The following is a 24,342-nucleotide window of genomic DNA, read 5'->3' on the forward strand; positions in this document are numbered from 1 at the left end:
CCGGGCCCGCGCATGGCCGCCATGGCCCTGCCCGCCGCCGTGCTCGGACTCGGCGGCGGGCAGGGCCATGGCGGTCAAGCGCATCCTCAGTCCTCGCCGACCACGGTCAAAGCGTCGCCCAGAGCGACGGCGATCCGGGCGGCCCGGGAGTGATCGTCCAGTCGGCGCGTCAGGTAGGCGCAGGAGTGCTGGTGGCGGAGCGACCACCAGGCGGCGGAGCCACCGATCCCTCCCTTGGCGATCTTGCCCTTGTCCCGCACGAAGCCCAGCGTCCAGGTGATCTCGGTACCGAAGACCTCGTCATGGCCGGTCACTTGGGACGCGAGCAGCTCGTTGTGCAGTCGCGGCCCCAGCAGTTCTCGTACCGGTCCGTCAGGGCTGGTGAGCTGGGAGAAGAACGCGGCCATGGCGGTCGCGGTCGTGTGCAGGTTGACCGCCCCGAAGACCGATTGCCGCCAAGCCCGGGAGTTGACCCGTTCCGTGTCCAAGGCCCCGGCGGGAATCCGGAGCCATGGTGCCGCGTGGAGTTGCCGCGGCCAGTCCGGGTCCGCGTACTCCAGGTCGGCGACGCGGCCCAGTTCCTGATCCGGTACGGCGAACCATGCGTCGAGGCCGAGCGCGGGCCGCACCACATCGTTGAACATCTCCCCCAGCGTCACCCCGGCTCCCGCACGCAGAAGGCCGTCGACCAGATGCCCGTATGTCAGTGCGTGCTCCCCGAGCGACGTCCCGGGAACGTACTCCGGCGCGGCCCGCACCAGGCTTTCCCGCAGGCCACTGTCATCCAGCAGGTCGAGACCCGCGGCTTCCGGTCCGAAGCGCGGCTGACCCGCCCGGTGTGTGAGCACGTGGCGCAGAGTGGTCCGCTCCTTGCCACGGCTCCCATACGCGCGCCAGTACCTGGCGATCGGCTCGTCCAGCGTCAGCGCGCCCTCGCGAACCGCCACCAGGGCGGCGAGCGTGACGAACGACTTCGACAGCGAGTAGGGCTGGACCAGGGTGTCGCCGCGCCAGGGACGGCTCCGCCCCGCGTCGGCCCACCCCGCATGGAGCCGGACGACCTCGCGCCCCTCCCGCCAGACCGACACAGCCGCCCCTGTTTCCAGCCCCTCGTCCACCAGCCGCTGGAACGCATGACGCACCGGGTCATACCCGTCTTCGGTGAAACCCTCGACGTTCACTTCGCCCACCCCTACGTTCGACCTTCCCGCGGATGATACCCCGAGGGGGTATATGACTCACCCCCGGACTGGCCGACCCCTTGGGCCACGCTCAACGCCCGGATGCTGCTGCCGGAGCCCACCGAGGAGTTCTGGGCGCGGCACGCCGAGTCATCGCCCGCGAGGACGCCCGGATCTTCGAGGCATCCGGGCCGACGACCCTCGCAGAACCAGAAGCGTCTGGCCGCTCCCCTCCGCCCCGGCCGGTTGGGCGGGCTCCGTGGCGCTCCGGGCGGACGGATAGCCTGGGCCCGTCAGCGAAGATCGCAGAAGGGCGGAGAACATGGCAGACATCATGGAGACGGCGGCGCGCAAGGTCTTCGAGCGCTACGACGTCGACGGCGACGGCCTGGTCACCGCGGACGAATACCGCAAGGTCGTGGCGGAGCTGGAGGGTTCGGAGATCACCGAGGCGCAGGCCCAAGGGCTGATCGACTCGCTCGACACCAACGGCGATCGCCAGATGTCCTTCGAGGAGTTCTGGGCGGCCATGAACGGCTGACACCGCCGTCAGGCCGAGCCAGGTCCTGCCGTCACGCGCCGCGGCGACGGTGGGGCGTCCGCGCCCACCGCCCCGTCGCCAGGTCCAACGCGTCATCACCGGCCCGCCGCCCGGTGGCTCGGGTGGGACGTACGGGGGCGTGGCGCGCCGGCCACGTCCCCTAACCACGAGCCCTTCCCTCGCGGGGCGCCGGTGGCTTCGGGCTCAGGCCCAGCGCTTCAGGAATTCGATGGCCGCGGAGTCGACCTTCTCGGGATGCGAGGCGCTCAGGAAGTGCTGACCACCCTCGACGATCTCCAGGCGCGCCTCGGGGGACCCGGTGAACATCCGTATCTCCTCCTGGGCGTTCGGCACGGAGTACACCTGGTCCTCGGTGCCGTGCAGCCACAGGACGGGGCAGCGGACGTCGTCGAGCCTGCCGTGGAGGCCGTCGCGGTCCCGCAGGTTCACCGTGCTGAGGCGCAGACGGCGGCGCCCGGCGTCACCGGTGTAGTTCGCGCGGTAGGTGGTGAGCCAGAACTCGCGCTCCTCGGCCGGGATGCCGCCCAGGGCCGTGTCGAGGACGGCGTCCACGACCTCGTCCGGCACGACCCAGCCCTCGCCGACCGGGTCGGCGAGGGCGTCGACGAGCGGCGTGTTGAACCCGATCCCGTCCCAACACCCCAGGTCGCGGCTGCGCGGGCTCTCGAAGTCCATCGACGTACCGAGCGTGATGAGTCCCCTCACGACGGCCGGGGCGAGCAGCGCCATGCGGGCCGCGATCCAGCCGCCCTGCGAGGTTCCCAGCACGAAGGCCTCGTCGATCCCGAGTGCCTCGAGGGCCTGCAGGTTCGCGATCGCGCTGTCCCAGTAGGTGAAGTGCTGGTACGTGGACCTCGTGCGGCCGTGCCCGTACGGCTCGAGGGCCAGCAGGTTGGCCGCGGACCCGAGGTCCGGGTCGGCGAACTGCGGCCGGTACAACGCGGCCGAGGTGGTGTACGAGTTGATGAGGACCAGCGTCGGGAGCGCGGGGTCGTACGGCTTGTCGAAGGTGTACCCGATGGTCGAGCCCCCGAGGTGGGGGATCTCGACGGTCTGTTCGATCGTGCTCATGGTGTACTCCTCGACTCGTGCGTGGCACACGGGGGATCCGTGAGAACCGGATTTCGAAGCGGAGGACGACTCCGCTCAAGTCCGTTGCCATCATGGGCAGATGATCCACATGATGTCGAATGACGGCTCCGCATCGCGGTGTGGCCCGGCGTGGTGGCCCTATTCGGTGCGCAGGGCCGTGGAGGTCCGGGCCCTGGCGGCCCAGCCGGCGGGCAGGACCCAGCCGTGCAGGGTCACGCCGAGCGGCACGCCCAGGGCGCCGGCGACCGAGGTGAGGACCATGGCGATGGTCTGCCGAGGGGTCATGCCGAGCGCCTTGTCGACACCGATCTCCCGGACGCGCTCCCGGGTGTCGAGCAGCACGCCGTTGAGCACGCCGAGCGCGGCGACGGCGACGAGCATCAGCGTGAGGGTCACGGACAGCGCGTTGAGCGTGACGACCATGTCGCCGCCGGCGTCGGGCCCGCCGACCCGAGCGGTGGCCTCCAGCGGCGCCAGGTCCCTGTTCAGCGCGTCGATGTAACCGGTCACGTCGATGCCCGACCGGACCGCGATGTGATGGCTCGTCTCCGTCAGGGCGGGATGCGCGGCCCTGAGGGTCGAGGCGTCGGTGAAGACCTGCATGCCGTCGTTGCGGGGGTCGAGGACCTCGCCGACGATCCGGACCGTGACCGGCTCGGACAGGCCGTTCAGGGTGACGGTGTCGCCGACGCGGGTGCCGGTGGCGGCCAGGAAGGGGGTCGGGACCACGGCCTCGCCGGGCCGGCCGATCCAGCGTCCCGAGACCATCGTGTAGCCGCCCCAGGAGGCGTCCCCGGTGAACGCGGTCACGTCGATGGCGCCGGTCAGGCCGGACACGGTCGCCCGTACGGTCGTGGCTCCGTAGTACTTCCCGGTTCCGGCGGCGGCCTTGATGGCCGCGGCGACCGCGGACATCCACACAACGCCCAGCGCGGCAGCGACACCGGCGCCCTCCACCGCGACCTCGTCTCGCTCACCCCGCGCGAACTGGAGGTCCTCGGTCTGCTGGCCCGCGGGCTGAGCAACGCCGAACTGGCCGCCCGCCTCCACCTGGCCGAGGCGACCGTCAAGACGCACGTCGCCCGTATCCTCGCCAAGCTCGGGCTCCGTGACCGTGTCCAGGCCGTCATCGTCGCCTACGAGACAGGGCTGGTCAGCGCAGGCGAAGGCGAGGCCACCGAGCAGGCGTAGGCCGCCCTCGGCACGCAGTACCATCTAGCGGTACCGTAGATTCGCCAGATGGACGAGGAAGGCGGCAGCCCCATGCAGAAGGCAGGCGGCGAGGGCACGGACGGGGTGCGCAGTGTGCTGCGCGCCCTGGACCTGCTCGCACTGTTCGACGAGTCCCACCGCTCGCGTACGGTACGCGAGCTGATCGACGCGTCAGGGCTGGCGAAGTCGACGGTGGTGCGCCTGGTGGCGACGCTGGAGCAGCGGGGTCTGCTGTGGAACCGCGGTGACGGGCACCTGGTCCCGGGGGCGGGGCTGTTGCGCTGGGCGACGCTGGCGCAGGATGCCTGGCGCCTGCCGCCGGAGGCGGTGGACTGTCTGCGGGAGGTGTCGGTGCGGTCCGGCGGTGAGTCCTCCCGGATCTATGTGCGGCAGGGTCTGGGGCGGGTGTGCGTGGCGCAGCACGAGGGGACTCAGCCCCTTCGGCATGTGGTGCGCATCGGAGAGGAGATGCCGCTGGGCGCGGGCGCCTCCGGGCACGTGCTGCTGATCGGCTGTCCGCAGGAGTTCGTCCAGACGGCGGCGGAAGCCTCGGGGCGCGGGGCTGAGTTCGAGCAGGTGCTGGCCGCCCGGGTGCGGGCGGCGCGGGAGCAGGGCTGGGCGTCCAGTGACGGGGAGCGTGAGGACGGGGTGGCCGGTGTGGCCGCTCCCATCGTCGGTGAGGACGGCCAGGTCGTGGCCGCTCTCGCCCTGGGTGGTCCCAGCAACCGGTTCACCTCCGAGCGGGTGGCGGCGTTCGTTCCGGTGCTGACCGAGGCTGCCGGGCACTTGTCGACGCTGCGCTTCCTCAACGGCAGCGCCATCTGACGTCAGCCTCGTGTGGGCGCGGCGACCGGTCTCACGGGCACCGCTGTGAGGAGGGGTCCTCGCGCCGCAGGTCGCGCGGTGCGGACCCGTCGTAGGAGGGCAGCAGCCGGCGCGGGATGGGGCCCTTGATGCGGGTGCCCGCCGTCTTCTCCTCCCAGCCGTGGGCGAGGATCCCGACGCTGCGGGAGAGGACGAACAGGCCGCGGCCCATCTCCGGTGCGAAGCCGAGTTCGCTGTAGACGATGGCGGTGGCCCCGTCGATGTTCATGGGGACGGGACGGCGGCCCTTGGCCAGGGCCCGTTCCAGCGCGGTACCGGCCCGGAGCGCCCGGCCCGGTACGTCGCCGTTCCCGGCGGCCCGGTCGACGTGGTCGAGCAGGGGGTCGCGGCGGGGGTCGTGCGGGTGGAAGCGGTGTCCGAAGCCGGGGACGTGGCGGCGCTCGGAGCGGTAGGCGGCGACGAGGTCCTCGGCGGCCCGGTCGAGGTCGCCGTCCTCGCCGGCCCGCTGGGTGAGGTCGGCCAGGAGCTGCATGCACTGCTGGCCGGCGCCTCCGTGGACGTCGCCGAGGAGGTTCACGCCGGTGGCCATCACGCTGTTCAGGCCCAGTCCGCAGGTGGCGGCCATGCGGGCGGCGGCGATGGAGGGCGCCTGGGGGCCGTGGTCGACGCCGGCGACCAGCGCGGCCTCGAGGAGCTGGGACTGGGCGCGGGTGGGCAGGTCGCCGCGGACCATGAGCCAGATCATGTCCGCGAAGGACACCTGGCCGATCAGCTGTTCCACCGGGTACCCGCGCAGCAGGATCTCGCCGGGCCGGATGCGGCTGACGGCGGTGGTCCACCAGTCGCTGACCTCGGGCAGCGGTTCGGTGTTCGGCGCGCCGCCGGCGGGGGTGCTCATACGGTGCCTCGTTCCTTCATCGCGGTGATCTCGTCCGTGCCGTAGCCGAGTTCGGCCAGGACCTGGTCGGTGTGCTCGCCGAGCACCGGTGGCGGGGTGGCGTCGTCGACGGCGACGCCGTCGACCTGGAAAGGGCTGCCCAGCACGCGCAGCGGGCGGGAGCGCCCGCCGGGGAAGGGCAGGGTGCGCACGAAGTCCCGCTCGGCCAGCTGCTCCAGCCCCAGTGCGTCGGGCACGGACAGCACCCGGGCGGCGGGCACGCCCGCGTCGGAGAGGATGTCCTCCCACTCCTTGGCCGTACGCAGGCTCAGCCCCTTCTCCACCTCGTGGCGCAGCTCGTCCCGGTGCGTCTTGCGGTCCGCGGGGTGGGCGAACCGTTCGTCGTCGATGAGGTCGGCGCGGCCGATGAGCCGGCACAGCGTGGTGAACTGCCGCTGCCGGTTGGCGGCGATGTTCAGATGGCCGTCGGCGGTGGCGAAGGTGCCGGACGGGGCGGCGGTGAAGTTCTCGTTGCCCATGGGCTGCGGCGGATGCCCGGTGATGAGGTAGTTGGACGTCACCCAGCCCATCGCGGTGAGCGCCGACTCCAGCATCGACACATCCAGGCAGGCCCCCGCGCCGGTGCGCTCGCGGCGCACCAGGGCGGCGGCGACGGCGTACGCGGCGGCCATTCCGCCGAGGGTGTCGGCGACGGGGAACCCGGCACGCAGCGGACTGTTCTCGGGGGTGCCGGTGACGCTCATCATGCCGGACAGGCCCTGCACGATCTGGTCGTAGGCCGGGCGGGCCCGCAGCGGTCCGCTCTGCCCGAACCCGGAGATCGCGCAGTAGACCAGCCGCGGGTTCTCCTCGCGCAGGGCCTGCCAGCCCACGCCCAGCCGGTCCATGACGCCCGGGCGGAAGTTCTCGATCAGCACGTCGTACTCGCGTACGGCGCGCAGCAGCGCCTCGCGGCCCTGCGGGTCCTTGAGGTTCAGGGTGAGGGAGCGCTTTCCGGCGTTCTGCGCCAGGAAGGACGCCCCGAGCAGGTCCTCGCTCAGTTCACGGTCGGCGCCCAGCCGGCGGGCCAGGTCTCCGGACCCCGGCATCTCCACCTTGAGGACCTCGGCGCCGTGCAGGGCGAGCTGGTATCCGGCGAAGGGACCGGCCAGGACGTTGGTGAGGTCCAGGACGCGCACGCCGTCCAGCAACGCGAGGGGGGTGGGGTCGCCGAGCGGGGCCTGGGTGTCGTACGAGGTCAACTGGCTTTCCCTCCAGGGCTGTTGAGCGTGGCCAGGATGCGGGCCACGTCCGGCGGGGCGGGAACGACGGGGTGGCGGCGCTTCCCATCACACCATCGAACCGTACTACGGCACAAGAGTTCCACCTGGCGGTACGCACGAGAATCACCGAGGCGGCCGCACCAGGAGCGAGATCGCGCGGCGCTAGCTGTTGCCAGGAGGCGAACACCTTCGTAGCATCACCGCACCATACAGCGGAACGTCGGTACCACCAGACGGTACGCATTCATGGCAAAGGAGCCGCAGTGACGACACCCACGCAACCGCCCGGCCGCCGGCCGCTGGTCCAACCCCGCGTCGCCCTGGCCGCGATCTTCGGCACGACCGTCGAGTGGTACGACTTCGCCCTCTACGGCATCGCCGCCGGCCTCGTGTTCAACAAGCTGTACTTCCCCGGCAGCAGCCCTCTGGTGGGCACGATCCTCGCCTTCGGAACCTTCGCCATCGGCTTCCTCGCCCGCCCCCTCGGCGGCGCGTACTTCGGCGAACGCGGGGACACCAAGGGACGCAAGGGCGTACTCGTCGCCACACTCCTGCTCATGGGCGCGGCCACCACGGGCATCGGCCTGCTGCCCACCTACGGCCACATCGGCATCGCGGCACCGATCCTGCTGACGGCGCTCCGCTTCGTCCAGGGCTTCGCCGCCGGTGGCGAGAAGACCGGAGCGCTGATCATCCTCTTCGAGAACGCTCCCCCCAAGTGGCGGGGCCTGCTGACCTCATTGCCCGCCATCGGCACCGGCACCGGCACCCTGCTGTCCACCGGAGCCTTCGCCGTCATCACCGGCCTGCTCTCCGAAGACGCCTTCCTCTCCTGGGGCTGGCGCGTCCCCTTCCTGCTCAGCGCCGTCCTCACCTTCTTCGGCCTGTGGGTGCGGCGCTCCCTGCCCGAAACCGCCGACTTCCAGCGCGAAGCCACCCCTCAGACGCCCGCCCCCGCACTCCCCCTGCGCCGGCGCATCGCCGGAAGCCGCTGCATGAGCGCCTGGCGCCGCTACCCGAAGGAAATGCTCATCGTCATCGGCGCCGGCGCGGCCGAGAACGCCGGCTACTACGTCTTCGGCACCTTCTCCCTCACCTACGCCGACGACCGCGGACTGGCCACCGCCGGTCTCCTCAGCGGCATCACCGCCATCGCCGCCGTCAAACTCCTCACCGTCCCCCTCTTCGGCGCCCTGTCCGACCGCATCGGCCGGCGCCCCGTCTCCATCCTCGGCGCCGCCCTCCTGCTCGCCTCCGCCTGGCCCTTCTTCCAGATCGTCGACACCGGTAGTACGTGGGCCATCTGGGCCGCGCTCTTCGTCACCCTCGGCATCGGCCAGTCCGCCGTCCTCGGCTCCCAGCCCGCCTTCTTCGCCGAACTCTTCGACACCAGCGTCCGGTTCAGCGCCGTCGGCATCGCCAACAACATCGGCACCGTCCTCACCGGCGGGCTCGCCCCCATGCTCTGCTCCGCCCTCCTGCTCTGGTTCGACCACAGCATCACCGGCGTCGTCCTCTTCATCGCCCTCATGAGCGCGCTGACCATCGTCACCGTCGGCCTCGCCCGCGAGACCCGGCACACTCCCGGTGACGGGACCGCCCCGACCGGCCCGATCGGCCTCCAGAAGACGCGCTGAGCGGCTTCGCCTCCGACCGGACACCGGCCTCACCCGGCCGGATAGCGTTCCTCCATGGCTATGCAACTGCTGCCCTTCGACGACGCCCTGGTGGACCGCGTGATCGAACTCGCGGACCTGCCCTGGAGCCGGCAGGCGTTCGAGGACGCCTTCGCGCGCAACGGCTGGTGCGCCGGCGCGGACCCCGGGGCGCCGGGCGTGGGCTGGGAAGAACCCTGGTGGATCAGCGGGGAGGAGATGGTGGACGACTGGTGGCTGCTGCTCGGGGAAGCCCCCGGGTGCCGCCGCCGACCGGACCCCACCGTGGTCTGCGAGCACCCCGGGTGCCGGACGGGCTGCTTCGTGGAACACCCCTTCGCGTACTTCACCGATCCGAGCGACCCGGAGGAGTGGGACAACGAGTTCGGCCCCTTCCACAGCCGGGCGGATGTGCACCCCGAGGCCACGGCCGAGGACTTCGCGGCCCAGTACGAGCAGGTGTCCGGGATGCTCCGCGCCCGGCTCGGCGACCCGCTGCCCGAGGGCGAGTGCGATCCCCTCGGGGAGGAGGAGACGGTGAACAGGTGCCTGGTGTGGGAGCGGGGCGAGTCCTGGGTGGTGCTGCTCGTCGCCGAGGACCTGATCACGTACGGCGCGTACGACCGGGCCGGCATCCGGGTGCGCCCCAGGACCTGACGCGGCGACCGGTTGACCTGCGGCACACGGATGCGAGGCCGGTTGGGTACGGACGCGGGACCGTGCGCGGGGGGCGGGAGCACGGCGACCGGGTGCCTGGGATAGCGTCCTCTCATTCCAGATGAGCGAGGGGGACATTTCGTGCGGGTTCAGGTGCGTCAGCGTGGGCAGGGTGCCAGCCGGTGGATCATCGTCGGGGTGATCGCCTTCGGAGCGGTGTTCCTGGTCATCGGGTTGATCCTGGCGGGGGTGTCGGTCTCGTTCCTGACGGACGCGAAGCGCGCCCAGGGCACGGTGGTGGCGCTGGAGTGGCGGAACGACAGCAGCGGCGCGTCCCGCAAGGCGACGCAGAGCAACAAGCCCGCGGCGTACCCGGTGGTCGAGTTCACGTCGGCGGAGGGCACCTCGAGGACGTTCCGGAGCTCGACGGGTTCCAATCCACCGTCCTACGACGAAGGTGACCGGGTCGAGGTGCTGTACCGCGCCGATTCCCCCGGTGACGCGCGCATCAACGGATTCGTCTCGCTGTGGCTGCTGCCGCTGATCTTCGGTGGGCTCGGGCTGGTGATCACGGGTATCGGAACGGGCATTGCCGTGGCGAGGCGGCGGCGTTCGTAGACCAGGCGCGCCCCGCGCGTCGGCGCCGACGCGCGGCTCGGTCGGCGCAAAGCCACGACACGCTCGGCACCGACCGGGAATGATGTGCGGTGTGACCGCCAACCATGCCGCTGGACCTGCGTACGGGAGGCCGGCGTCGACCCGGTGGAGGGACGTCACCTGCGTGTTCACGTACGACGGCGCCGACAAGAAGACCGGCCGGGTCACCCAGGAACTCCGGCGCGCCGACCGCACGTTGGCCGCCACGGTGGAGAGCGTCATCGGCGTGCTCGACCTCGAGACCCGGCGTCTCACTGGCGCCGCCTGGCCACCACCCCTCCGTCCTCGGCGCCGGGTAGGCCCTGCCGGACTCGGTCGCTGTCACCAAGGCGCTGGTCACGGCCCGTCAGTGCGAGTGCTCGGGTTCGGGGGTGCTGTCCGCCTGCTCGCCCGCGCCGCGCGTGTGCACCGTGAAGGCCGCCGTGCGGACCTTGCCCTGGTGCTTGAAGTCCAGGAACAGCCGGTACGCACCGGGGCTCGGCGCCGTCGCCGTGAAGGAGATGCCGGGGCCGGACTCGGTCTCGCCGTCGCCCGGTTCGCCGTTGGGGTGCACGTGCAGGTAGGCCAGGTCGCCGGAGCGCAGGGCGACCAGGTGGCCGTAGGCGCCGAGGTAGGGCTGGAGGTCGCGCACCGGCTTGCCGTTCCTGGCGACGGTCAGCGTCAGCTCACCGGCCTTGCCCGGGGTCAGGCCGCCGCCCAGCTCGACCTCGTATCCGTCGGCCTCGGCCGTGGTGCCGCGCGCGGGCAGCGCTTTCGGCTCGTACGCTCCGGACACGGCGAGGTCGGCGCCGAGCGTCAGCGCTTCCCCGCCCTTGGGCTTGAAGTCCGCGAAGACGCGGTAGCCGCCGGCCCGGGGCAGGTCCACGGGAGTGGACCAGGTGCCGTCGGCGGCCCGGGCCGGGTGCAGATGGCGGTACTCCGCCAGGTCGCGCGAAGCGACGATCAGATGCAGCTCCTTGTCGTGTTCCCGGGTGTAGTCGGTGACCTGACGTCCCGACGCGTTCCGCACGACGGCGAAGCGTAGGTCGGCGCGCTCGCCGGCCTCAAGGCGCGGGGTCTTCAGGTCGAGGGTGTAACCCCCGTCGGAGATCTGCAGACCTCCGGGCGGGGTGGCCGCCCGGCCCCCGTCGTGGCCTCCCTCATGACCGCCGCCCCTTCCAGGGCGCGCGGCGTCCGCGTGCTCACCGTGAGTCGAGCTCGCGGGTTCGGGCGAGATCTCGCCGACCCCGCTGCCCACGCCGTACGCGGTGCCGAAGGTCGCGGCGAGCGCGGCGGCGAAGGCGGTGATCCGCAGTCCGGTGTTCATGGCGCACTCCTCGTCTCCCGGCCGCCCGTGATGCGGCCTTCCGCACGTCAACATACCCCCAAGGGGTATCATGTCAAGCACGGGTCGGACCTTGCGCATCATACCGGCAGGGGGTATACAGGACGGAGTCTTCACACATACCCCCCTGGGGTACTGTCACCGAGTCCGGAGGAACCCATGTCCGACTGCTGCACCCCTGACGGAAGCTGCCACACCACCTCGGAGAGCACGGTCGTCTACAAGGTCAACGGCGTCGGCAGCGCTCACTGCCAGGGCGTCGTCACCAGGGCCGTGGAAGCCCTCGACGACATCAAATCCGTCCAGGTCGGGACCGGCACCGGCCTGGTGACCGTCACGACCACCACCGTGCCCGACGAGGCGCTCGACAAGCTGATCGCCACGACCGTCGACGAGGCCGGCTACGGCTATGCCGGCCGCGCGGACGGCTGACCTGCCGCAACCCGGGGCGGGGCCGCCCCGGCCACGGCCCCGCCACCCTTCCTTCACGTGTCACATCCGTGAGCTGCGAGGAGCAGACATGACCACCACCACGCCCGGCGCCGAAGAGGTCGAACTCGCCATCGGCGGCATGACCTGCGCCTCGTGCGCCGCCCGGATCGAGAAGAAGCTCAACCGCATGGACGGGGTCGAGGCCACCGTCAACTACGCCACGGAGAAGGCGAAGGTCACCTTCCGGGAGGACATCGCCGTCGCGGAACTGATCGCCACGGTCGAGGCCACGGGATACACCGCCCGGGAGCCCGAGCCGGACCGCGTGGCCACTGGTGCGGCGCCGGGCTCCGGCGCGGAGAGCGAGGGGGACGACGAACTGCGGCCGCTGCGGCAGAGGCTGACCACTGCCGTGGCTCTCGCGGTCCCCGTGATCGCGATGGCGATGGTTCCCGCTTTGCAGTTCGAGTACTGGCAGTGGCTGTCCCTGACACTGGCCGCGCCCGTGGTGACGTACGCCGCCTGGCCCTTCCACAAGGCGGCCTGGACCAACGCCCGGCACGGCGCGGCCACCATGGACACGCTGATATCCGTCGGCACGACCGCGGCGTTCCTGTGGTCGCTGTGGGCCCTGTTCTTCGGCACGGCCGGCACGCCCGGCATGACCCACGCCTTCGAGTTCACCATCGCCCGCACCGACGGCGCCGGGAGCATCTACCTGGAGGCCGCGGCCGGTGCCACCGCGTTCATCCTCGCCGGGCGGTACGTCGAGGCACGGTCGAAGCGGAAAGCGGGCGCGGCTCTCAGGGCGTTGATGGAGCTGGGCGCCAAGGAGGTCACGGTCCTGCGCGGCGGACGCGAACAGCGCGTGCCGGTCGGCGAGTTGGCGGTGGGCGACCGGTTCCTGGTCCGGCCCGGGGAGAAGATCGCCACCGACGGCACGATCACCGAGGGCACCTCCGCGATCGACGCCTCCATGCTCACCGGCGAGTCGGTTCCGGTCGAGGTCGGTGTCGGCGACAACGTCACCGGGGCCACGCTCAACGCGGGGGGCCGTCTGGTCGTGGAGGCGACCCGGGTCGGCGCCGACACCCAGCTCGCCCGCATGGCCAAGCTGGTGGAGGACGCGCAGAACGGCAAGGCGGCAGCCCAGCGGCTCGCCGACAAGATCTCGGCGGTCTTCGTCCCGGTCGTGATCGCCCTGGCCCTGGGCACGCTGGGCTTCTGGCTCGGCAACGGCGCGGGCCTGACCGCCGCCTTCACCGCCGCGGTCGCCGTCCTCATCATTGCCTGCCCGTGCGCCCTGGGCCTGGCCACCCCGACCGCCCTCATGGTCGGCACCGGCCGCGGCGCCCAGCTCGGCATCCTCATCAAGGGGCCCGAAGTCCTGGAGACCACGCGGAAGGTGGACACCATCGTCCTGGACAAGACCGGTACCGTCACCACCGGCCGGATGACGCTGCTCGCGGTGCACACCGCCGACGGCACGGACGAGACGGATGTGCTGCGGCTCGCGGGCGCCCTGGAGCACTCCTCCGAACACCCCATCGCCCGGGCCGTCGCCGCGGGGGCGTCCGCCCGGGTGGGCGGCCTGCCGACTCCTGAGGACTTCGCGGGCGTCGCCGGGCTCGGTGTCCAGGGTGTCGTGGAGGGCCACGCGGTCCTGGTCGGCCGGACCAAGCTGTTGGCGGAGTGGGCCATCTCCCTGCCCCGGGAGCTGGAGCGGGCCAGGGCGGAGGCGGAAGCCGCCGGCCGTACCGCCATCGCGGTGGCGTGGGACGGCGAGGCCCGCGCGGTCCTGGAGGTGGCCGACGCGGTCAAGGACACCAGCGCGGAAGCGATCAGGCGGCTGCGGCGCCTCGGTCTCACCCCCATGCTGCTGACCGGCGACAACAAGACCGTCGCCGAGGCGGTGGCCGCCGAGGTGGGCGTGGACCCCGGGCAGGTGATCGCCGAGGTCATGCCGCAGGACAAGGTGGACGTGGTCAAGCGGCTCCAGTCCGAGGGCCGTTCGGTGGCGATGGTCGGCGACGGTGTCAACGACGCCGCGGCCCTCGCCCAGGCCGACCTCGGCCTCGCCATGGGCACCGGCACCGACGCCGCCATCGAGGCCGGAGACCTGACCCTGGTGCGCGGCGACCTCAGGGCCGCGGCCGACGCCATCCGGCTGTCCCGCAAGACCCTGGGCACCATCAAGTCCAACCTCTTCTGGGCCTTCGCCTACAACGTCGCCGCCCTCCCGCTCGCCGCCTCCGGACTCCTCAACCCGATGATCGCCGGAGCCGCCATGGCCTTCTCCTCCGTGTTCGTGGTCGGGAACAGCCTCCGGCTCCGTGGCTTCCGGGCCGCGGACCAATGAGCCGGGGACGATGACGAGGAGACCACCGTGGCCGGTCACCAGGGCCAAGGTCACCGAGGCGTCCAAGGCCATCACCCGGCTCGTGCGGGCCTGAACACCGAACCTCCGGGCCCGGGCGGATCACCGCCCGGGCCCGGAGCGTCGCGCCATCAGCGAGTGACGCACGCGGCACGGTATCAATCACATCGCGATGCGACGTGCCGTGGAATCGAGCGCTCCGCGACGGGGACGCCGCGCGTGGGTGGTGTCGGCCGCCGGGCCATTGGTCACGTTGATCAATCGGGACCGTCTTGTCCCCCGGGGCAATGGGCAATGTGCCCAGCCGGAAGGAGACATGTTGCGCGGAACGGGAGCGCTCTGTCTACTTCTCGCATCACACGGTATTCCTGGACACCAGGTCCAGGCGGCGGAGGTGGTTGATGTGGTCATGGACGCGGCCTTCTCGGGGGCCCCGGGCAAGGACCCGGCCGGGAAGGAACACCTCGGCACGCTCGGCACGCTGGAAGCGGTCGAGCGCCGGGTGCTGTGGCTGTCCACGGCCATGATCGACCATGCCAACCGGGTGCGGCCGAACCCCACGGGGCTGAAGGTCGGCGGCCACCAGGCGTCCAGCGCGTCGATGACCTCGATCATGACGGCGCTGTGGTTCCACACGCTGACGGCCGAGGACCGGGTGTCGGTCAAGCCCCACGCCTCACCGGTGCTGCACGCCATCAACTACCTGCTCGGCGAGCTGGACGAGTCCTACCTGACGACGCTTCGCGCGTTCGGCGGACTGCAGAGCTACCCCAGCCGGTCCAAGGATCCCGACCGCGTCGACTACTCCACCGGCTCGGTCGGTATCGGCGCCACCGCTCCCCTGTGGGGTGCGCTCGCGCGGCGCTATGTGGAGGGACGCTTCGGCGGCGCCGGGACGGGACGGCAGTACTCCCTGCTCGGCGACGCGGAGCTGGACGAGGGGGCGATCTGGGAGGCGATCCAGGACCCGGTGGTGTCCTCCCTGGGCGAGGTGACGTGGATCGTCGACCTGAACCGGCAGTCCCTGGACCGCGTGGTGCCCGGCATCGCCGCCGGCCGGCTGCAGGGCATGTTCACCGCCGCCGGCTGGCAGGTGCTCACGCTCAAGTACGGGAACCTGCTGAGCGAGTTGTTCACCCGGCCCGGCGGGGACGCCCTGCGCACCCGCATCGACGCCATGGGCAACCCCGAGTACCAGCGCCTGCTGCGCTGCACCGCCGGCCAGCTGCGCGAGCGGCTGCCCGGCAGCGGCTCCACGGCCGGTCCCATCGCCGGCCTCATCGCGCGGCTGGACGACGCCACGCTGCTTGCCGCACTGCGCAACCTGGGCGGCCATGACCTCGGCGCCCTCCTGGAGGCGTACGACACCATCGACGACACCCGGCCGACCGTGATCTTCGCGTACACGGTCAAGGGTCACGGGCTGCCCGTCGAGGGCCATCCGCAGAACCACTCCTCGCTGCTGACGGGTGATCAGATGCGCCCGCTGGCCGAGCGGCTGGGGGCGGATCCGGAGCGTCCGTGGGCCCTCTTCCCCGACGGCTCGGCGGAGGCGTCCCTGTGCGCGGCCGCCGCGCACCGGCTGCGCCGGCCCGAGCGTGAGCCGCGGCAGCCGCCCGCCGTTCCGGCCGACCTCGGCCGCCCGGCGCCCACCGGGACCGGTCACACCCAGCAGGCGCTCGGGAGGGCGCTGCTGGACCTCACCCGCCGGGCACCGGAGGCGGCGGGCCGCATCGTCACCGTCAGCCCGGACGTCAGCTCGACCACCAACCTGGGCGGCTGGCTGAACAAGGTCGGGGTGTGGTCGGCCACGGAGGACACCGACTGGTTCGCCGACGACGCCGAGACGATCCTGCACTGGCGGGAGAAGCCGACCGGCCAGCATGTGGAGCTGGGCATCGCCGAGACCAACCTGGTGGGTCTGCTGGGCGAGCTGGGCGCCACCTGGAGCCGCTGGGGGCAGCCGCTGCTGCCCATCGGCGTGGTGTACGACCCCTTCGTCAACCGGGCGCTCGAGCCGTGGTCCTTCGGCATGTACGCGGGCGGGCAGTCCATTCTGGTGGGCACCCCGTCCGGTGTCACCCTCGCCCCGGAGGGCGGCGCACACCAGTCGATCACCACCCCTTCGCTCGGCATAGAGCAGCCGGGATGTGTGTCCTACGAGCCCGCCTTCGCCCTCGACACCGAGTGGTGTCTGCTCGCCGCGCTGGGCAACCTCGGCCGCCCGCAGGGGAGTTCGGCCTACTTGCGGCTGTCCACCCGGCCGGTGGACCAGTCCCTGGCCACCGTGCCCACCGACCCCGCCGCGCGGGAGCGACGGCGCCGGCAGGTGGTCGCGGGCGGGTACCGGTTGCGGCGCCACGACAAGCCGGTGGTGACGATCGCGGCGATGGGCGCCCTGGTCCCCGAGGCCCTGGCCGCGGCCGAACGGCTCGACGCGCTCGGCCATGGCGCCGATGTGGTGTGCGTGACCAGCCCGGACCTGCTGTTCCGCGCGCTGCAGGCCCGGCGCGGCCTGGCGGAGGAACCGTACTGGATCCTCGACCGGGTCTTCCCCGCCGACCGGGCCACCCCGCTGGTCACCGTGCTCGACGGTCACCCGCACACCCTGGCCTTCCTCGCCACCGTGCATCAGGTGCCCGTCACCACGCTCGGTGTGACCCGGTTCGGCCAGTGCGGCGCCCTCGACGAGGTCTACCGGTACCACGGCATCGACAGCGACAGCGTTCTCACCGCCGCCCTCGACCTCGTCGACTGAACCCGCCCTGACCGTCGTGGTCGGGGTCAGGTGCCGCTCAGCAGCGCCTCCAGGGCCACCGCCGTGTCCGGATGGCGACCGGCCAGCGCCGCGCCTGCCGGGTGGGAGTCCGCCGTCGGCCATGTCCCGTCGCAGCCCAGCAGGTCCGCCACCGCGTCGCAGGTCGCGGGGTGGGCGGCGAGCAGCGCGCCACGGCGGTGACCCTCCGCGCCGGGCGCGGGGCGAGCCGTCTCCGGCTCGGGTGGTGCTTGCCACGGCGGCACCCAGGCGTCCAGCGCTCCCAGACGGCCGGGGAAGATCCGTCCGGCCTCGCGGATCAGCAGGGGCGCCAGATCGGCGCCGCCCGACCGCAGGGTGGTGATCAGGGTCGGCAGCCAGGGCAGCAGCACCGTGTCCGGCAGCCGCCCGAAGGCGTGCGACACCGCCTCCACGACGAAGTCGGTGAGGCCCGGGACGGGCTCCAGGGCGTGGACGAAGCCGCTGAGGTAGCGCGGATAGGCGGGCACCACCAGGGGGTTGGCCAGCAGCTCGTCGCACCTCGCCCGGAGGTCCGTGCGGGAGAGGTGCCCGAGCTGCTGCTGTGCCGCCCACAGCAGCGCCGTCTTCGACGGGTCCGCCGGATGCGACTGGGCGACGGCCAGCTCCAGCTGGGTGCGGTCGCAGCCCAGCGACAGCGCCAGGCCCTCCATGCTGAACAGGAACCCCAGCATCGCCGCCACCTGGCGGACGGTGGCGTCGTCGTCGGTGAACGCCGTCGGCAGCAGGGTGCAGTAGTGCGCGTATCCGGCCTTGACGAAGGACTCGATCCACGGTGGCAGCACCGGCTCGCTGGTGCGGTAGTACGCCAGCAGCCGCCGCACCCGGCGCAGCACCTCCGGTGCCCCGTCGACGCCGCGCTCGGCGGACAGCACCTCCAGGGCGCGGGTGCCCAGCTCGTCGGCGAGACGGCGGCCACGCAGATGCAGCGTCGCGTCCTCGACGGCTTCGAGGACGGTCGCCGCGGTGGCCTGGGGGTCGTACGCCGCGCGGCGAAGGCGCTGCTCCAGGACCTGCTCGATGCTGACGCCCTCGTAGCCCAGCTCGATGAGCGCCCGCTGATGGGTGCCCAGCGCCACGTCCCAGGACTCCTGGATCGGCCGCTCCCCCAGGGTCCGCTCGCCCATGATCGGCCGCGCGGTGCCGTGCGGCATCAGATAGCGCAGGATCCACAGCACGTCGGAGCACTGCTGGAGCTCCGGCCGGGAGGCGATGTCCAGCAGCGCCCGCTGCACGCCGCGCTGCTGGAGCTTCAGGTTCAGCGGCGCGAGCCGGTCGTGCACGTCGCGGGCCAGGGGTGGCAGCGCGTCGTAGCCGACCTTCCCGATCCGGTCGCCGCCCAACATGATCTCCACGAGCCGGCGCACATCGCGCCGGCCGGGCACGGTGTCCTTCTCGATGCAGGTGACGGCCGCGTCCTGGAAGTCGTACGGCGTGGGCTTGGCCCGGTCGCGCATCCCGGCCAGCAGGATCGACGTCTCGAAGACGGCGATGGCGTCGGCGGTGGAGGCGAGGTACCCGTTCCGGCGGGCGGCGCGCACGATCTCCACCGACCAGCCGAGCAGTTCGGTCTCGTCCAGCCGGTCCAGGACGGGCGGTTGCCGCAGGAAGCCGGTCAGCTTGTCGGAGGCCGGTGCCGGGGTGGTGGGCGCGGGCGCGGCCGTGTGCTTCCGGGGCTTGGTCTTCTTCGTCCCCGCCTGTCCTGCCAGGCGGAACGGCTCCACCCGGGTGCGCTTGACGTTCTTCGCCCAGACCGTGGCGGCGATCGACACCGAACCGGCGGCGAGACCGAACTGCGCCTCGATCGCCGCGTGGCTGGACGGGATCAGGCCGTACTGCCAGGTGGTGGCGGTGCGCGGGCTGATCCGGTAGGTGTCGGCGCCGTGGACGCCGAACTCCTCGACGCGGCTGGCGGCGTGGAAGGCGCCGCAGACGTAGAGGCAGTCCGCGGGATCGGTGCCGGTGGCGGCCAGGTGCTCGCGCATCCTGGTCCACATGTGGCGCTCGCGGTCCTCGTCCACGCGCACCCGGTGCGGATCGCCGGGCGCGAGGCGCCGGAAGAGGCTGCCGATCAGGAACATGACCTGGCGGTAGGTGTCGTGGTCGCCGTCGCCGAGCGGCAGCTCGACGTACTGGTGCCACCACTCCGACCAGTGGCGCACCTTGCCGTGGCGCAGCAGGTGCTCCTCCAGCTGCGCGAAGCGCGGCCGCAGGTCGCCGATCTCGACACCGACCGCGTCACCGTGCAGCGCGGCCTCTTCGTCGGCGGCGGGCGCGCCCGGCTCCCCCTCGTCGGCGCCGGGCTCCTCGGGGCGCGTGGCGCGCGTGTCCCACTGGAAGACGTGGTCCGAGGAACGGTCGACGAGGACCAGCTCGACTCCGGGGGTGTCCAGCGCGTAGGCGATCGCCTGGTACTCGGCCGAGGCCTCGGTGACCGGTGCGACCACCGACAGCGGGGACCATTCGGCCGGGAAGCCGTCGATGTCGCTCGCGAACGCCTGGACCGCCACCGGGAGGCGGCAGTTGCGCAGCTCGGTCAGCAGCGGCGCCATGTCCTCGCACAGCTCCAGGTACACGACCTTCGGCTGCTTCTGGCGCAGACGGCGGGCCATCGCGATCGCCGAGGCGGGCGAGTGGTGGCAGACGGGGAAGATCTCCAGTGGCTCGCCCGCCGCGCGGTCGACGTCGTCGACGAGACCGAGGAGGATGTCCTCCAGGGCGTCGGGCCCGTCGGCGAACGTCGCGGCGGCCTCGCGCAGCTGCGCGCGCAGGGCTTCGAAGGTCCCCCGGTGCGTGCCGCTCATGGCGGGGTCGCTCATGGCGGGGCGGCTCATGACAGGGTGGCGATCGCGTCGCGGCCGCCCTCGAGGAACTCCGGCCAGGATCCGCCTTCTTCCTTGCTGCGCGGCTCGACGACACCGTGCAGGTACTTGTTGAGGATGGCCAGGTCCTCGGGCTCGCGCCGGGCCAGCGACCCGACGAGCGAGGTGGCGAGGGTGTGGGCGGTCAGGGCGCGCTCGCCGAAGAAGTTGCTGTGCAGGATCGCGTCCTCGAGCACACCGATCTGTTCGGCGGTGGACAGCGCGGACTCCAGCTTCTCGTCGTCGCTGCCCGCCGCGGCCGCCGAGGCGCGCAGATCGGCGAAGCTCCGCAGCAGGACGTCGAGCAGCGTCGGCGGCACGTCCAGCTCGAGCTGGTGGCGGCGCAGCAGCTCCTCGGTGCGGAAGCGGACGATCTCCGCCTCACTCTTCTTGTTCGTCATGACCGGGATGCGGACGAAGTTGAAGCGGCGCTTGAGGGCCGAGGACAGGTCGTTGACGCCCCGGTCGCGGCTGTTGGCGGTGGCGATGACCGAGAAACCGGGCTTGGCGAAGACGATGCTGTCGCTGTCCAGTTCGGGAACGGAGATGTACTTCTCGGAGAGGATCGAGATCAGCGCGTCCTGGACGTCGCTGGTGGAGCGGGTGAGTTCCTCGAAGCGGCCGATCGCGCCGGTCTCCATGGCGGTCATGATCGGCGAGGGGATCATCGCCTCCCGCGACTGGCCCTTGGCGATCACCATGGACACGTTCCAGGAGTACTTGATGTGGTCCTCGGTGGTGCCTGCAGTGCCCTGCACCACCAGGGTGGAGTTGCGGGAGATCGCGGCGGACAGCAGCTCGGCCAGCCAGCTCTTACCGGTGCCGGGGTCTCCGATGAGCAGCAGGCCGCGGTCGGAGGCCAGCGTGACGACGGAGCGCTCGACGAAGCTGCGGTCGCCGAACCACTTCTGGGCGATGTCCCGGTCCAGGCCGTCGGAGCGCTCGGAGCCCAGGATGAACAGGCGGATCATCTTCGGGGACAGGCGCCAGGAGAAGGGCTTGGGGTTGTCGTCGATGGACTCCAGCCAGTCCAGCTCCTCGGCGTACTTGATCTCGGCGGGGGCGCGCAACAGGTCGGACATCACAGGGCCTTTCTGAGCAGAAAAGTTGAGCAGGAAAGTAGAAAAGTAGAGGGGATCAGGCGAGAAACGTCTTGAGCTCGTGGACGAGCTTGCGGATGTGGCCGGAGAGCACCGGCGCACCGAGATCCTTGAAGCGCTCCCGGAACCACGGGTTGACGTTGCCGCGTCCGGAGCTGGTCACCGAGCCGACCGGGATGAACTTGGCTCCCGAGCGGTGAATGGCGGCCATGCTCTCGAAGAGCGGCTCGCTCTGCCATTCGTAGAAGTCGGAGATCCACACCACGACGGTGTTGCGGGGCTCGGCGATCTTCGGCTGGGCCAGGGCCATGGCGACCGTGCCGTCGGTGCCGCCCCCGAGGTTGGTGCGCAGCAGGGATTCGAAGGGGTCGTGCACCCACGGCGTCAGGTCGAGCGCCTGTGTGTCATACGCGATCAGATGCACGTCCACCTTGGGGAGCCCGGCGAAGATGGACGCCAGGATGGTGCAGTTCACCATCGAGTCGACCATCGAGCCCGACTGGTCCACGACGACGATCAGCCGCTGCGGCGTCGTCTTGCGGGCGGTGTGCCGGTAGTAGAGGCGGTCGACGTACAGCCGCTCCTCCTCCGGGCTCCAGTTGGTGAGGTTCTTCCAGATCGTGCGGTCGAGGTCGAGGTTGCGGAACACCCGCTTGGGCGGGACGGAGCGGTCCAGGGCGCCGACCGTGGTCTTCTCCACCTGGGTGCGCAGCACTTCGGCGACCTCGTCGACGAACCGGCGGATCAGCGCCTTGGCGTTGGCCAGGGCCACGCCCGAGAGATTGTCCTTGTCCCGCAGCAGCTGCTCGATGAGCGACATGCTCGGTGTCAGCTGCGCGGCGAGCCGGGGGTCGGCCAGCACCTCGCGCAGACGCATCCGCTTGACGAGGTCGGCCTCCAGGGCGCCCAGCTCCGGGCCGATCTCCGGAATCAGCCGGCTGAGGTCGGGCGTGGTGCCCGGGCCGCCGGTGCCGGTCGGGCTGACGCCCGGCCCCGCCGCCCTCCCGCCGGGAGTCCCGCCGGAGCGGCCCCCGCGCAGCGCACCGGGCTCGCAGCCGAGGGCGCGCTCCAGCCAGCCCGCGTCGGACTGCCAGCGCGCCAGCTGTCCGGCGGTGACCGTGCCGGAGCCGGGGGCGAAGACGTTGAGCAGAACCTTCGAGGCGAGCGCCGCGCGCCGCACTTCGGCGGCCCGGTCGCGCGCTCCGTCCTCGCCGGGCTCGGGGGTCATCAGACCGTCGAACTCGTCGGCCAGCCCCGGGTGGCGCTGCACGATGGAGTCGACGGAGGCCTGCGGGTCCAGCAGGGCGGGCGGCAGCCCGATGTCCTCCACGACCGCGAGGCTCGCCGATTCCAGGGTGGCCTGCTCCTCGGGGTCGAAGAGGCGGGCCAGCAGCCGCCAGTACAGGACCTGCCGGCGGTTGTCGTGGGCCGGGTCCGGGGTGGTGTGCTCAGCCGGGTCCGGGGTGGTGTGCTCCATCATGTCCGCAGCAGCCTCCCGGCCCGCTCCCGCAGCGCGGCCACGGCGTCGGTGGCGGCCTTCTCGGCCTTGACCCCGGCCTTGTCGGTCGTGCCCCCGGCCCATGCCCCGGCGTGCAGGGCGACGGCCTTCTTCCGCACGGTCTTCTCCACGGCCAGGGGCTGGACGCGATACGCCCCGGCGTCCCAGCGGAGCAGTCCGACGCAGGCGCTGGACCCGGCGACGGCCTCGGGGGTGAGCGGACCGGCCACCGGAAGGCGGTCGGTGTCGACGGCGAGCGGATGTCCGGCGATGGTGAACACCGGCGCGTCGTCGTCCTTCTGGCAGGCATAGCCCTCCAGGAAGACGGGCACGGCGATCCGCGCCGGATGCCGGTCCAGGGGCGCGGTCGGCGCGTCGGTGGCGGTGGGCAGGGCGACGCGGGCGGTGGCGAAGGGGTCGGCGGGTTCGCCCTGGCGTGCGTGCTCGTCGCTCCAGAGCAGGTCGCCCTCGGCGGTGACCGGCATGTCGGTGAGGTCCATCGCGCGGCCCTCGCTGACGGCCGCCAGGAGCGACATATGGGGCCTGAGCAGCTGCCAGATGCCGACTCCGACGACCGTGTCGGGCTTGGGCGCCGACACACTGGCCCGCACCAGGCGGGGCGTGCTGCCGTCAGCGGGCTCGAACACCGCGTGGACCTGGGCCTGTGCCGCGGTCGCGTGCTCCCGCACATCGACGCCGAGGGGCAGGAGGCGGCCGGTGACCGTGCCGGTCGCGGGTGCGGCGGCCGCGCCGGGCAGCGTCAGCAGCAGCCCCCGCGCCCACAGGTCGGCCCAACGGCGCGCCGGAACGCGGTCCAGGGCGGCACCCGGGCAGGACGCGGCGAGTTCGGCGGCGAAGCCGTCGAGGAGCGTCGCCAGGCGCCGCAGGGCCGGGTCCGGAAGCATCTCGGAGACGATGCGCGCCGATCCGGAGACCACGTCGTGGTCGATGCCCTGCCATCCGGAGCGCGCCAGATCGGACAGCCAGGAGCGGGCGGCGACCAGCAGGTTCACCGCTTCCTGCCCACCGGACGCCGGGGCCGGGGCGATCTCCTCGCCACCCGGCCGCGCGATCGCCTCCCGGGCCCGGGCCAGCAGTGCGTCGTGGACGGACCCGAGCAGTGCGGTGCGGGCGGCGGCGAGGGCGACGAAGTGGTCCTCGCCCGCGGCTCCGGCCGCCGCCTTCTCGGCCGCCTCGGCGACCCTGGCGGCCAGCGGCGTGCCCGCGACGGCCTGGGCGAGATCGGCCGTACCGGTGGCCCGGCCCGGCTGGGGGCGGAGCAGGCCGGTGACGAGTGCCTGGTCGAAGGCGTCGACGGCCGCCAGGGCTTCGTCGAGGTCGGTGATGGGCTCGGCGAGCAGATCGGCGCGCATCACGCCACCGCCCTGGTCGACGGGAACCACTGCATCTCCGGCAACGGCGCGGTGACCGGGGCGAGTTCCAGGTAGGTCAGATGGCGCAGGAACCGGCTGAAGACCGCCGCGGCGGCCTGGGATGCCGCCTGCGAGGGGAAGGTGTCGGCCATGTCGGCGGTGATGGTCAGCGCGGTGGGCTCACCGTCCGCGGCCTCGACCCTCAGATAGCGGGCGACGCGCCCGGCGCCGTACTGCAGCACCGCCTCGCTGATCAGGGCCATGATGTGCTTGCAGTACGAGCCGTGGGCGCCGCCACAGGGGCGGTTGTTGTTGGTGCTGCAGGCGAACGCGTAGGTGCCGGACGCGACCGACGAGACGTAGACCCGGCCGATGTCCGAGCCGCTGGACACCACGCCCTGCAACCGTCCGTCGGCCAGCTCGACGAACGGGACCTTGGCGAGCTTGCGCGGCCGCGCGGGTGGGATCACCCGTGCCGTGCTCGACCTCTCCCAAGCTGACAACGCGTCATCTCCTTTGCGCACGGGGGTACTTTGCGCACCACTGCGGTGCGGCACGAATGAACATACGTGCGCCCACTGA

The 24,342-nt window shown here is 71.9% G+C and carries 19 protein-coding genes and 1 pseudogene; 9 read left to right on the plus strand and 11 right to left on the minus strand.

The genetic code is table 11. The features are described 5' to 3' along the window. Positions 1–86 precede the first annotated feature (86 nt). Entirely contained in the window at positions 87–1,181 is a 1,095-nt protein-coding gene (locus ABZ562_RS20310; RefSeq protein ID WP_361481305.1) for a serine hydrolase domain-containing protein, read from the minus strand. A 322-nt stretch (positions 1,182–1,503) separates the two neighbouring features. On the opposite strand from ABZ562_RS20310, the gene ABZ562_RS20315 reads away from it, so the two are divergent. Beyond that, positions 1,504–1,722 (plus strand): EF-hand domain-containing protein, encoded by a 219-nt coding sequence (locus ABZ562_RS20315; protein ID WP_055551323.1) that lies wholly within the window; start codon positions 1,504–1,506, stop codon positions 1,720–1,722. 204 nt (positions 1,723–1,926) lie between these two features. Here ABZ562_RS20315 and ABZ562_RS20320 read toward each other — a convergent pair whose 3' ends face one another. Further along, complete coding sequence (locus ABZ562_RS20320; protein ID WP_361481309.1) at positions 1,927–2,814, minus strand: alpha/beta hydrolase; 888 nt, start codon at positions 2,812–2,814, stop codon at positions 1,927–1,929. A 159-nt stretch (positions 2,815–2,973) separates the two neighbouring features. After that, positions 2,974–3,750: an ABC transporter permease gene (locus ABZ562_RS20325; RefSeq protein ID WP_361481621.1), complete on the minus strand. Its 777-nt coding sequence runs from the start codon at positions 3,748–3,750 to the stop codon at positions 2,974–2,976. A gap of 15 nt (positions 3,751–3,765) precedes the next feature. Here ABZ562_RS20325 and ABZ562_RS20330 point away from each other — a divergent pair. Together ABZ562_RS20330 and ABZ562_RS20335 are read left to right on the plus strand one after the other, a co-directional pair. Then, a pseudogene (locus ABZ562_RS20330) lies at positions 3,766–4,026 on the plus strand (response regulator transcription factor); the annotation flags it as partial. 48 nt (positions 4,027–4,074) lie between these two features. After that, positions 4,075–4,872: an IclR family transcriptional regulator gene (locus ABZ562_RS20335; RefSeq protein ID WP_361481312.1), complete on the plus strand. Its 798-nt coding sequence runs from the start codon at positions 4,075–4,077 to the stop codon at positions 4,870–4,872. 31 nt (positions 4,873–4,903) lie between these two features. Here ABZ562_RS20335 and ABZ562_RS20340 read toward each other — a convergent pair whose 3' ends face one another. Continuing rightward, positions 4,904–5,770, minus strand: coding sequence for a citryl-CoA lyase (locus ABZ562_RS20340; protein WP_361481315.1), 867 nt, complete (start codon positions 5,768–5,770; stop codon positions 4,904–4,906). Continuing rightward, on the minus strand, positions 5,767–7,011 hold the full coding sequence (locus ABZ562_RS20345; protein ID WP_361481318.1) for a CoA transferase: 1,245 nt from the start codon (positions 7,009–7,011) through the stop codon (positions 5,767–5,769). Before ABZ562_RS20345 ends, ABZ562_RS20340 begins: the two co-directional genes overlap by 4 nt. 284 nt (positions 7,012–7,295) lie before the next feature. On the opposite strand from ABZ562_RS20345, the gene ABZ562_RS20350 reads away from it, so the two are divergent. From ABZ562_RS20350 to ABZ562_RS20360, 3 genes are all read left to right on the plus strand, one after another. After that, complete coding sequence (locus ABZ562_RS20350) at positions 7,296–8,669, plus strand: MFS transporter (RefSeq protein ID WP_361481320.1); 1,374 nt, start codon at positions 7,296–7,298, stop codon at positions 8,667–8,669. 54 nt (positions 8,670–8,723) lie between these two features. Then, positions 8,724–9,344 (plus strand): hypothetical protein, encoded by a 621-nt coding sequence (locus tag ABZ562_RS20355; protein WP_361481323.1) that lies wholly within the window; start codon positions 8,724–8,726, stop codon positions 9,342–9,344. Between the two features lie 198 nt (positions 9,345–9,542). Further along, a complete protein-coding gene (locus ABZ562_RS20360; RefSeq protein ID WP_361481326.1) occupies positions 9,543–9,962 on the plus strand; it encodes a DUF3592 domain-containing protein in 420 nt (139 codons plus the stop codon). 385 nt (positions 9,963–10,347) lie between these two features. Here the strand turns inward: ABZ562_RS20360 and ABZ562_RS20365 are convergent, their stop codons facing one another. Next, entirely contained in the window at positions 10,348–11,307 is a 960-nt protein-coding gene (locus ABZ562_RS20365; RefSeq protein WP_361481328.1) for a hypothetical protein, read from the minus strand. A 177-nt stretch (positions 11,308–11,484) separates the two neighbouring features. On the opposite strand from ABZ562_RS20365, the gene ABZ562_RS20370 reads away from it, so the two are divergent. The 3 genes from ABZ562_RS20370 (at position 11,485) to ABZ562_RS20380 (ending at position 16,892) form a co-directional block, all read left to right on the plus strand. Continuing rightward, complete coding sequence (locus ABZ562_RS20370; protein WP_361481331.1) at positions 11,485–11,757, plus strand: cation transporter; 273 nt, start codon at positions 11,485–11,487, stop codon at positions 11,755–11,757. 88 nt (positions 11,758–11,845) lie between these two features. After that, positions 11,846–14,116, plus strand: a complete 2,271-nt coding sequence (locus ABZ562_RS20375) for a heavy metal translocating P-type ATPase (RefSeq protein ID WP_361481334.1) — start codon at positions 11,846–11,848, stop codon at positions 14,114–14,116. 541 nt (positions 14,117–14,657) lie between these two features. Continuing rightward, complete coding sequence (locus ABZ562_RS20380; RefSeq protein WP_361481624.1) at positions 14,658–16,892, plus strand: pyruvate dehydrogenase; 2,235 nt, start codon at positions 14,658–14,660, stop codon at positions 16,890–16,892. 26 nt (positions 16,893–16,918) lie between these two features. Here ABZ562_RS20380 and ABZ562_RS20385 read toward each other — a convergent pair whose 3' ends face one another. From ABZ562_RS20385 to ABZ562_RS20405, 5 genes are read right to left on the minus strand one after another with little or no spacing between them, the layout of a single operon-like run. Further along, positions 16,919–19,732 carry a hypothetical protein gene (locus tag ABZ562_RS20385; protein WP_361481627.1) on the minus strand — a complete coding sequence of 938 codons (2,814 nt, stop codon included), beginning with the start codon at positions 19,730–19,732 and terminating at the stop codon, positions 16,919–16,921. A gap of 26 nt (positions 19,733–19,758) precedes the next feature. Further along, positions 19,759–20,871 carry an AAA family ATPase gene (locus ABZ562_RS20390; RefSeq protein WP_361481337.1) on the minus strand — a complete coding sequence of 371 codons (1,113 nt, stop codon included), beginning with the start codon at positions 20,869–20,871 and terminating at the stop codon, positions 19,759–19,761. A 55-nt stretch (positions 20,872–20,926) separates the two neighbouring features. Continuing rightward, positions 20,927–22,369 carry a VWA domain-containing protein gene (locus tag ABZ562_RS20395; RefSeq protein WP_361481340.1) on the minus strand — a complete coding sequence of 481 codons (1,443 nt, stop codon included), beginning with the start codon at positions 22,367–22,369 and terminating at the stop codon, positions 20,927–20,929. Beyond that, positions 22,366–23,760, minus strand: a complete 1,395-nt coding sequence (locus ABZ562_RS20400) for a hypothetical protein (protein ID WP_361481630.1) — start codon at positions 23,758–23,760, stop codon at positions 22,366–22,368. Before ABZ562_RS20400 ends, ABZ562_RS20395 begins: the two co-directional genes overlap by 4 nt. After that, the gene (locus tag ABZ562_RS20405) at positions 23,760–24,263 is read right to left on the minus strand and encodes a hypothetical protein (protein WP_361481343.1); all 504 of its coding nucleotides are present in this window, start codon (positions 24,261–24,263) and stop codon (positions 23,760–23,762) included. Before ABZ562_RS20405 ends, ABZ562_RS20400 begins: the two co-directional genes overlap by 1 nt. Positions 24,264–24,342: the final 79 nt, after the last annotated feature.

This window comes from Streptomyces sp. NPDC019937, assembly GCF_040631655.1.
Taxonomy (GTDB): Bacteria; Actinomycetota; Actinomycetes; order Streptomycetales; family Streptomycetaceae; genus Streptomyces.